Source organism: Dyadobacter sp., from assembly GCF_051859145.1.
Lineage (GTDB): Bacteria > Bacteroidota > Bacteroidia > Cytophagales > Spirosomataceae > Dyadobacter.
On sequence record NZ_JBHYGF010000433.1, the window covers coordinates 1 to 3,249 of the forward strand.

Sequence of the window (3,249 nt, forward strand, 5' to 3'; positions counted from 1 at the left end):
CGCCGTGCACAAACTTTTCCTTCTTAACAGACGGAATCAGCGCCAATGCGATCCCAAACAACACGCTGAAAACCACGATCTGCAATACTTCGCCGTGGTAAATGGACTTGGCAATGTTCTCAGGAAATGAATGCAGCACGATATCCTGCCAGGTTTGCTCGCTTACTTTCGGCAAAGTCGCATTGAGACTTTCAGGCGGGATAATCCCTTCGCCGGGCTTAAACCAGTTTGCAAAAAACAAACCGATCAGCAATGCAAATGTGGTCACTACTTCAAAGTACAGAAGCGACTTCCAGCCCATGCGGCCTACCTGTTTCAAATCAGAGTGACCGGCAATACCTGTTACCAGCGTCGCGAAAAGAAGTGGCGCGATGACCGTTTTGATCATCTGCAGGAAAATCTGCCGGAGAAAATGCAGCTCTGTTCCCATTTTTGGAAAATCATAGCCAATTTCCGTCCCAACCAGCATGGAGATCAGGATAGAGGTGGTCAGGTTCTTTTTAATGATCGCGTAAACGATCAGGCTTGCCAGCGCGAGCCAGCGGAGGGAAATAAGGACTGTATCGGAAAGGGGAACAATATCGTAGGCGCTTAGCACTGAGGCGATAGCCGCTACTGTAACTAATGCAATGTTGATTAAGGTAATTTTGCTCTTCATATCGGGATTGAAGTGGGAGATCGGTTTGCGATAGTAAACTTATTAAAAATCAATTTAAGGCCAGCTATAAAGCATCTGTATTTCATGTAATTTGCAGAATTAAATTATTGCCATAACTGAACTTTACTATTGATTATACCAGGTTTAATCAGAAAAATAAAATAAAAAACTGTTTCTAACAGAATATAAAAGCTGGGATTAATGCAAATATATAAAGGAAGAAGCTACCCGGTCTGTCGCAGGTTGCAGTTTTAAAGATCTAATTTGGCATAAAAATTTAACATGACTTTACAGACAGTATGAAATTTGCAGCAGCCCGTCACATTCACTGTTATCTTACCAAATTATGAAAACTGACCTGAATCCTTTGATCCAGTTCTGAAATTCAATATGTTCGGGCACTGCATTTTCCCAACTCAAACCGTCATTTTATGAACCGCCTACTGATCCCGATTGACTTTTCAGATAACGCTGAGCACGCCCTGAATGCCGCAAAAATCATCGCTGAAAAAGGAGCTACCGAGCTGCTTATCCTGCATGCTTACCAGCCCTACATCGCCGATGTAAACCTTACACCCGGCGGCGTTTTGCCCGAAGTAGGCGGCGCGGATTTCCTGGCGATGACCACGGACCTCGAAGATGAATACCGGAAAAAGCTGGATCAATATGCCGAAAATCTGGTTTCCGAAGGCTACAATGCACGTGCGTTGTGGATGCTGGGTAGTGTGCAGTCTGCTGTGGAAGAAGCCATTGATGAACATCAGCCAGCGATGGTTATTGTGGGACGGACCGGAACCGGCGGCTTTTTTGATAAGCTGATCGGAAGCTCGGCGACGCACATTGCGCTTCAATCCAAATGCCCGGTGCTGGTGATACCGCCGCAGAGTAACCCTACCAGGTTCAGCAAGGTCGTATATGCCACTCAGTTTGAATATGATGAAAATGACATTCTGAGGGAAGTTTTTGTTTTACTCAACCATTTGGGCGCTCAGCTGACTTTACTGAAAATCCAGTCTGACGCACAGCCGAATATCCAGCCCGACAATCAATACATTGATGAGATAAAGGCTGAATTCGCAATTGCGGAGAATCAGATCGTTTACAAAAAAGCGAATCACGTCCTCGACGGGATTGAAGAATACTGCGATGAAGCCGGTGCGGACCTGCTTATTATGTCTGCGCGGGAACGTTCATTTATAGAAGAATTCCTGATCAACCCGAGCGTTACCAGAAAGCTGGTTATCGATACCCACGTACCGCTGCTTGTTTTTCACCTTAAATCCTGAAATTAATTGAGTAAGGAAGAACCAGTCCGGGAGCCCGAAGGCGACCAGCTTACGCCTTTGATCAGAAAAACGAAGCGGTACAAACGCCGCAACCTGCTGACTTCGCCAGGCACACTCACCTATGTAGGCCCGGAAATCGCGCTGAAAACTACGGTGCGCAGGATTCAGTACGATGAAAAAATGATCAAAAATGAGGCCGTCAAGTCCCTGAAAGACTGTCTTCCTGCACGAGAAGGAGAACCTGTTGTTACCTGGCTGGATGTTGACGGTATCCACGAAATTGAACTCATTCAGAAACTGGGAAATGCTTACCATCTCCATTCATTGCTTTTGGAAGATGTGGTGAATACCGAGCACAAGCCCAAGCTCGAACTCTACGATTCGGGACAGCTGTTCCTGACTTTGAAGATGCTCAACATTGAGTCGGAGCAGCCTATCTGCATTTCCTCCGAGCATGTGAGTTTTGTAATGGGAGAGAACTACCTGATTTCATTTCAGGAAGAACGTACGAGCGATATTTTCTCTCCGGTACTTTCCAGGCTTGAAGCTTCCGTGGGCAAAACACGCAAAAACGGTCCCGATTACCTGCTTTTTGCATTGCTCGATGTGGTGGTCGACAATTACTTTATTGTACTCGAAAAATTAGGTGACGAGCTGGATACTGTTGAAGATCAGGTAATCAGGGGCACCGAAGATCTTTCGCTAAAACAATTATACTCCCTGAAACGGGAACTTACACTGGCGCGGCGGCAGATCTGGCCACTGCGCGACATGCTCAATCAGCTGATCCGGGAAGATAATATACAGATCTCCAAAGAGGTAATTCCCTACTATCGTGACCTTTATGATCACGTGATGCAGGTTCTGGATACCATTGACTCCTACCGCGAATTGGTAGCCAGCTTGGCGGAGGTACACCTGTCTACAATCAGCAACCGAATGAATTCCGTGATGAAAACGCTGACTATTTTTTCCGCCGTATTCATGCCGCTTACATTCATTGTAGGTGTTTACGGGATGAACTTTGAATACATGCCCGAGCTCAAAATGCGGTACGGCTATTTTTATGTCTGGGGATTAATGGCGGTAGTCACCACAGGGTTGATATTTTATTTCAAAAGCAAAAAATGGATGTAGGTTTGATACCTTTACGCCGTTTAAAAATGCATTGGAATGAGTTTTACTCCGACGATTTCTCAACCTATCTCAACCACAGCCGCTTACATTCTTACTGACAGCCGCCAGGTATCTTTCCCGGAACAAAGTATATTTTTCGCGATTAAAGGCGAGCGTCACGACGGGCAT

3 protein-coding genes are annotated in these 3,249 nt (G+C 45.7%); 2 read left to right on the top strand and 1 reads right to left on the bottom strand.

Annotated features, from left to right (window positions below; all coding sequences use genetic code 11):
* Positions 1-658 (bottom strand): dicarboxylate/amino acid:cation symporter (locus ACTIE6_RS21010; RefSeq protein ID WP_439558501.1); only part of this gene is annotated, 658 nt, incomplete at its 3' end.
* Between the two features lie 431 nt (positions 659-1,089).
* Here ACTIE6_RS21010 and ACTIE6_RS21015 point away from each other — a divergent pair.
* Both ACTIE6_RS21015 and corA read left to right on the top strand, forming a co-directional pair.
* The gene (locus ACTIE6_RS21015; protein ID WP_439558502.1) at positions 1,090-1,944 is read left to right on the top strand and encodes a universal stress protein; all 855 of its coding nucleotides are present in this window, start codon (positions 1,090-1,092) and stop codon (positions 1,942-1,944) included.
* A gap of 6 nt (positions 1,945-1,950) precedes the next feature.
* Positions 1,951-3,081 (top strand): magnesium/cobalt transporter CorA, encoded by a 1,131-nt coding sequence (gene corA, locus ACTIE6_RS21020; protein WP_439558503.1) that lies wholly within the window; start codon positions 1,951-1,953, stop codon positions 3,079-3,081.
* The last annotated feature ends 168 nt before the right edge of the window (positions 3,082-3,249 follow it).